Origin of the sequence: Streptomyces sp. NPDC000075, assembly GCF_040301925.1 — a bacterium.
GTDB classification, from domain to species: Bacteria; Actinomycetota; Actinomycetes; order Streptomycetales; family Streptomycetaceae; genus Streptomyces; species Streptomyces polychromogenes.
The window spans coordinates 1-5,471 of the sequence record NZ_JBEPFL010000075.1 but is presented as its reverse complement, the minus strand read 5'-3'; the positions used below and the strand labels follow the sequence as shown (position 1 = coordinate 5,471).

The 5,471-nt window shown below is 74.0% G+C and carries 5 protein-coding genes; 3 read left to right on the top strand and 2 right to left on the bottom strand.

All coding sequences use genetic code 11. From position 1 onward, the window contains the following. Positions 1–94: 94 nt before the first annotated feature. From ABT403_RS38825 to ABT403_RS38815, 3 genes are all read left to right on the top strand, one after another. Complete coding sequence (locus ABT403_RS38825; protein WP_351650951.1) at positions 95–400, top strand: SpoIIE family protein phosphatase; 306 nt, start codon at positions 95–97, stop codon at positions 398–400. Between the two features lie 484 nt (positions 401–884). After that, positions 885–2,222 (top strand): NsdA family TPR-like regulatory protein, encoded by a 1,338-nt coding sequence (locus ABT403_RS38820; protein ID WP_344159128.1) that lies wholly within the window; start codon positions 885–887, stop codon positions 2,220–2,222. A gap of 52 nt (positions 2,223–2,274) precedes the next feature. After that, positions 2,275–2,805 carry an NUDIX hydrolase gene (locus tag ABT403_RS38815; protein ID WP_344159130.1) on the top strand — a complete coding sequence of 177 codons (531 nt, stop codon included), beginning with the start codon at positions 2,275–2,277 and terminating at the stop codon, positions 2,803–2,805. Between the two features lie 10 nt (positions 2,806–2,815). On the opposite strand, the gene ABT403_RS38810 is transcribed toward ABT403_RS38815, so the two are convergent. Together ABT403_RS38810 and ABT403_RS38805 are read right to left on the bottom strand one after the other, a co-directional pair. Continuing rightward, a complete protein-coding gene (locus ABT403_RS38810) occupies positions 2,816–4,138 on the bottom strand; it encodes an acyltransferase family protein (protein WP_344159132.1) in 1,323 nt (440 codons plus the stop codon). 84 nt (positions 4,139–4,222) lie between these two features. Beyond that, positions 4,223–5,125 carry a 3-hydroxybutyryl-CoA dehydrogenase gene (locus ABT403_RS38805; RefSeq protein WP_344159134.1) on the bottom strand — a complete coding sequence of 301 codons (903 nt, stop codon included), beginning with the start codon at positions 5,123–5,125 and terminating at the stop codon, positions 4,223–4,225. Positions 5,126–5,471: the final 346 nt, after the last annotated feature.

The window sequence follows — 5,471 nt, the reverse complement described above, 5'->3', positions numbered from 1 at the left end:
GCCTCAATCGCCGGCGGGGCTATATGAAGCCCCGCCGGCGATTGAGGCGCGGGGGGCACCCCCAGCGGTAGCTGGGGGACAGCGGCATGCCGACGTGCGCGTGCTGAACGGGGGCGAGACCTGGCCGCCGCTCGGGGTGGCCCCCGTACCGCCGGCCATGCAACCGCAGGACCTCGGGCAGCTCCGCCCCGGAGAGGCGCTCTTACTCCACACCGACGGCGCCGAGGACGCCCGCGACCGGCACGGACGGTTCTTCCCGCTGGCGGCCTTCCTCGCCGCGCAGCAGACGCTCACGCCCGCGCGGCTGGTCGCGGGCGTGCACGCCGCCCTGCTGCGCCACACCGGCGGGCGGATCACGGATGACGTCGCCCTGCTGGCGCTGCGCAACGACCGCCCCTGACCGGGGACCGGACCGGCCCTGCACCGGCCCGGCCACGGCGGCGCCCCGCGCGGGGACCGGACCCGTCCGGCCGGGGGGAGTGGAACGGCCCGGGCGGATCCGTGTCACCTGCGGAGCCGTTCCGCACCGGGCCGGTGGACGGACCCGGTGCGGAACCGGCCGGCTCCGGGCCGGGGGCCGCCCGGCGACCAACCGGGCGGCCCCCGCGGAGCCGTGGTGCGCCGCCCGCCTGCCATGGAGTGTCGGGCAGACAGCAAGGCGGGCGGCGCGGTGCCGGGTCGTCGCACTGTACGAGGGGGAGCCGACGACCGGGCGGCCTCCTTGGCGAGGCTCTTAAGTGAAGCGCGGCCGGGCCCCTCTCCGGCAGGGTGCGTATCGCATTTATGCGCGTTCTTGTTTCACACCCCGTGTGAATTGGACGCACAGCACCCCGCGCGCACCCCGCAGCCACTAGCCTGAAGCCGACGAGCCCTTGGAGCGGCCCATGCAGCCCAACGCCCTGCTCGACGCCCTCCTCGCCGAGGCGGGAATGTCCCACGCCGGACTCGCCGCGCACGTCAACCAGGCGGGACGGTCCCGCGGACTCGCGCTGCGCTACGAACACACCGCGGTCTCCCGCTGGTTGAAGGGGCAGCGCCCCCGGGGCCAGGTGCCCGACCTCATCTGCGAGGTGCTGGGCGGGCGGCTGCGACGCCCCGTCGGCCTCGACGACATCGGGCTCGGCATCCCCGGCCAGCAGACCCCGCACGCCACCCGGCTCAGCGGCTTCGTGGACCGGGCCACCGCCCTGTGGCGCTCCGACGAGCTGGGCCGGCCCGCGCAGCTCACCGCGCAGGCCCTCACCGGCACCCCCGCCGTCATCCCCGTGTGGGAGTGGGAGAACCCGCCCGAGGACGCCGACGTGTCCCGTTCGGGCACCCAGCGGATCGGCATGGAGCACATCGAGATCCTGCGGGCCGCCCGCTCCCACTACGAGCTGATGTACCGCCGGGCCGGAGGCATGGCCACCCGGGCCAGGATCGTCCGCTTCCTCGGCAGCGAGACGGCCCCGATGCTGCGCGGCGGTTACCCCGACGACGTCGGGCGCCTGCTGCACCGTGCCACCGGGTCCCTGGTGGCGGTCGCGGGGATCTGCGCGTACGACTCCGACGCGCACGGCCTCGCCCAGCGCTACTTCCACCAGGCCCTGCGGCTCGCCAAGGCCAGCGGGGACCGGGGGCTGGGGGCGTACGTGATCGCCCTGCTGGTCAACCAGTCCCTGCACCTGCGGGACTTCCGCCAGGCCGTGGCCTTCGCCGAGGCCGCGCTGCGGGCCGCGGGCCACCAGACCACCCCGGCGCTGGCCGCCGACCTGTACGCGATGCAGGCCAAGGCCTACGCCCAGCTCGGCGACACCGCCGCCGCCCTGGCCTGCATCCGGCGCGCCGAGGCGGCCGCCGAGCGGATCCGGCCCGGCACCGAGCCCGCCGAGACGGGCTACGTCCAGCCCGGGCTGGTCAACGTACAGGTGGCCGAGGCGCTCCTGAGCCTGGGGGACCTGGACGCCGCGCACGAGCAGGCGTCCGAGGCCGTCGGCACCCCGGCGCACGACCGGGGGCGGGTGCACCGGCTGGCGATGCTGTGCGAGATCCAGCTGCGCCAGGGGGAGGCGGACCGCGCGGTGGCCTCGGCGGCCGAAATGGCCGAACGTGCCAAGGGGATGGAGTCGCTGCGGCTGCGGGACCGGCTGCGGGCGGTCCGCGAAGCGCTGTTGACCAGCGGCTGCGCCGGAGCGGAGGAGACCGCCGGACTCATCGACGGGGCGCTGCGCGTTCCCCTGTGACCGCTTCAGCTGCTGCCATGTTGCCACCTACGAAGCGGAAGGCGGCAATACCGTGCAGTGGACGAACCTGAGTGAGCAGACCGTGTACCAGAACCGCTGGTTCGACGTGAACCTCGCGGACGTGCGACTCCCCGACGGCCGGCACCTGGACCACTTCGTCATCCGGCTGCGGCCGGTCGCCGTGGCCACCGCCGTCAACGAGGCCGACGAGGTGCTGCTGCTGTGGCGCCACCGGTTCATCACCGACAGCTGGGGCTGGGAACTGCCCGCCGGGGTGGTCGAGGACGGGGAGTCCGTCGAGGCGGCGGCGGCCCGGGAGATGGAGGAGGAGTCGGGCTGGCGGCCGGGCCCGCTCCACCACCTGATGACCGTCGAGCCCTCCAACGGGCTCACCGACGCCCGCCACCACCTCTACTGGGCGGACGGGGCCACCCGCATCGGCGAACCGGAGGACGGCTTCGAGTCCTCGCGCCGCGAGTGGGTCCCGCTGAAGCTCGTCCCGGACATGATCGGGCGCGGCGAGATCCCGGCCGCCAACATGGCGGCCGGGCTGCTCCTGCTGCACCACCTCAGGCTGGGCTAGTCAGGCCGGCCTAGCCGTCCTCGCGCGCGGCGGCCGGCCACCGCCGGGCCGCCGCCCGCTGGGCCCGCCGGCCGAGGTTCTGCATCGGGATCTCGACCAGCCGGTACATCAGGTGGCTCACGATCAGCAGCGCCGCGAGGTACAGCGCGGTCCAGGCGAGCCGGCCGAGTACCGAGGACGGCGGCGGCGCCGCCCCCACCAGGGGGGCGAGCGCGTGCTTCAGCGGCAGGTGCACGAGGTACAGGGAGAAGCTGATCGCGCCGAGCCAGGTCAGGAACCGGGGGAAACGGCGCCCCCGGAGCAGGAAGCCGAGCCCGAACACGGCCCAGGCGGCCAGGTAGGCCGAGGACCAGGACGTCCAGCTCAGGGTCCAGGTGTGGTCCTCCAGACCGCCGCGGTTGTACAGCCATCCGACCAGCACGCCCGAGACGATGACGAAGGCGCAGGCGAGCAGCGAGGACCGGCGCCCGCGCCCGCCGTGCTGGGCCCGGTACACCGCCGTTCCGGCGAACATGGTCGCGAAGATCGTCCACGTCTCGTACCAGGGGGCCCGGCTGTTCAGGGTGATCAGCGCGAGGCCGAGCCCGCCGAGGAGCAGGGCGCCCGCCCCGGTCGGTCCGGGGCGGCCGCTGAGCACCCCGGCGAAACCGGCGAGCACGACGGGGACGACGACGAGCAGGAGGAGCCGCACCGCGTGGGCGTCGGGCGTCAGGAGCTTCTCGCCGACGGCCGTGCCGACCACCAGGGCGAGGGCGGCGCAGCCGGCCGCGACGGGGGCGCTGTGCCGGTGCAGGCCGCGGGCGAACAGGGCCGTGACGAGGAAGTAGAAGACCATCTCGTAGCAGAGCGTCCAGGTGACGTTCATGCCGTTGGTGACGCCGAGGACGTCCTGGAGGAGCAGGCTGTTGGCGATCACCGAGGCGAGGTCGTCACCGGTGCGCAGGACGCGGACCGCGCCGTCGCCGGCCGGCAGCACCAGGAGGGCGACGGCCACCGTGACGATCAGCGCCGGGTGGATCCGGAAGAACCGCCCGATCCAGAACCCCCGGACGTCGCCGCGCCGTTCGAGGGAGGCCGGGATGATGTAGCCGCTGACGATGAAGAACAGCATGACCCCGAAGAGGCCGAGGTCGAAGTTCCGCGCCACGGCGGCCCCGTGCGGCACCATCCTCAGCACGCCGAAATGGTGGAGTGCCACGACCAGGGCGGCGAAGCCGCGCAGGGCGTCGAGCCAGCCGAGCCGGGCCCCTTGGGAGGCGGCCGGGGCGGGGGAAGCGGAAGCGGGTGCGACGGCGGCCGGGGGCCTCGCCGGTGAGGTCGTGGGGCTCTTCACCGGAAGGACCCTAGCCGGACCTCGGCCGCCCCGTGGGCGACCGAGGTCCTTCTCACACCGGAGCGGTACGCCCGCCGTGACGGTTCAGCCGTAGGGGTAGAAGCCCGAGCCCGTCTTGCGGCCCAGCCGGCCCGCGTCGACCATCCGCTGGAGCAGCGGGGGAGCGGCGTACAGCGGCTCCTTGTACTCGGCGTACATCGAGTCGGCGATCGACGCGATGGTGTCCAGGCCGATCAGGTCGGACAGCTTCAGCGGGCCCATGGGGTGGGCGCAGCCGAGCTCCATGCCGTTGTCGATGTCCTCACGGCTGGCGATGCCGGACTCGAACATCCGGATCGCCGACAGCAGGTACGGGACCAGGAGGGCGTTGACGACGAAGCCGGACCGGTCCTGGGCGCGCACGGCGTGCTTGCCCAGCACGTCCCGCACCAGGGCCTCGGACCGCTTGACGGTCTCCTCGCTCGTGGTCAGCGCGGGGATCAGTTCCACCAGCCGCTGTACGGGCGCCGGGTTGAAGAAGTGGATGCCGATGACCTGGTCGGGCCGCGAGGTCGCGACGGCCAGCTTGACCAGCGGGATCGAGGAGGTGTTGGAGGCGAGGATCGCGTCCGGGCGGGTGATCACCTGGTCGAGGACCTGGAAGATCTCCGTCTTGACCTGCTCGTTCTCGACGACGGCCTCGATGACGAGGTCGCGGTCGGCGAACTCGCCGAGGTCGGTGGTGAAGGTGAGGCGGGCCAGGGTGGCGTCCCGCTCCTCCTCGCTGATCTTGCCGCGTTCGGCGGCCTTGGTCAGCGAGTTGTGCAGCCGGGTGCGCCCGATCTCCAGGGCCTCCCCGGTGGTCTCGGCGACCTTCACCTCAAGACCGCTGCGGGCACACACCTCCGCGATGCCCGCGCCCATCTGGCCACAGCCCACCACGCCGACCCTGGTGATGTCGGTCGGGAGGGTAGAGAGGTCCGTCACATCGTGCCTTTCGCTGCTCATCCATCGCGGGTCCCCCGTTGTTCGGCAGTGGTAACTGCACCCCGGCGCCCGCCACGCCCCCCGACGTTACTCCCGTCCTTGCCGCCGGTGGCGGGGCGGGGCGGGCATGCTGGGCGTTCGCGAAGCGTTGTCACGGAGTGGAATGGAGTCGTCACATGGCGTACATCGGACGGCGGGGGCTGCTGGCGGGAGCGGCGGGGGCGCTGGCCGCCGCGGCGGGCGCGGGCCCGGCGGAGGCGGCGGCGGGCCGGGCGGGGGCGGGCGCCGGGGCGGGGGGGGGGGGGGGGGGGGGGGGCCGGGGGGGGGGGGGGGGGCGGGCGGGGGGGCGCGCGGGCGAGCCCACCGC